This window comes from Listeria sp. SHR_NRA_18, assembly GCF_003856515.1.
In the GTDB taxonomy this organism is placed as follows: Bacteria; Bacillota; Bacilli; order Lactobacillales; family Listeriaceae; genus Listeria_A; species Listeria_A newyorkensis.
This window is the reverse complement of the sequence record NZ_QPKR01000105.1, coordinates 1-393: the sequence shown is the minus strand read 5'-3', so window position 1 is coordinate 393 and position 393 is coordinate 1. Positions and strand designations below refer to the sequence as shown.

Here is a 393-nt window from a genome sequence, read left to right as displayed (position 1 = left end):
GGTTTAGCCCCGTTACATCTTCCGCGCAGGCCGACTCGACCAGTGAGCTATTACGCTTTCTTTAAATGATGGCTGCTTCTAAGCCAACATCCTGGCTGTCTATGCCTTCCCACATCGTTTCCCACTTAACCATGACTTTGGGACCTTAGCTGGCGGTCTGGGTTGTTTCCCTCTTCACGACGGACGTTAGCACCCGCCGTGTGTCTCCCGTGATAACATTCTTCGGTATTCGGAGTTTGCATCGGTTTGGTAAGCCGGGATGGCCCCCTAGCCGAAACAGTGCTCTACCCCCGAAGATGAGTTCACGAGGCGCTACCTAAATAGCTTTCGGGGAGAACCAGCTATCTCCCGGTTTGATTGGCCTTTCACCCCCAGCCACAAGTCATCCGCTAA

Annotated in this window: 1 rRNA gene; it reads right to left on the bottom strand. The window is 53.7% G+C overall.

Going from position 1 to position 393, the window contains the following annotated elements:
- Nucleotides 1-393 (bottom strand): 23S ribosomal RNA (locus DUK53_RS17350); the annotation flags it as partial.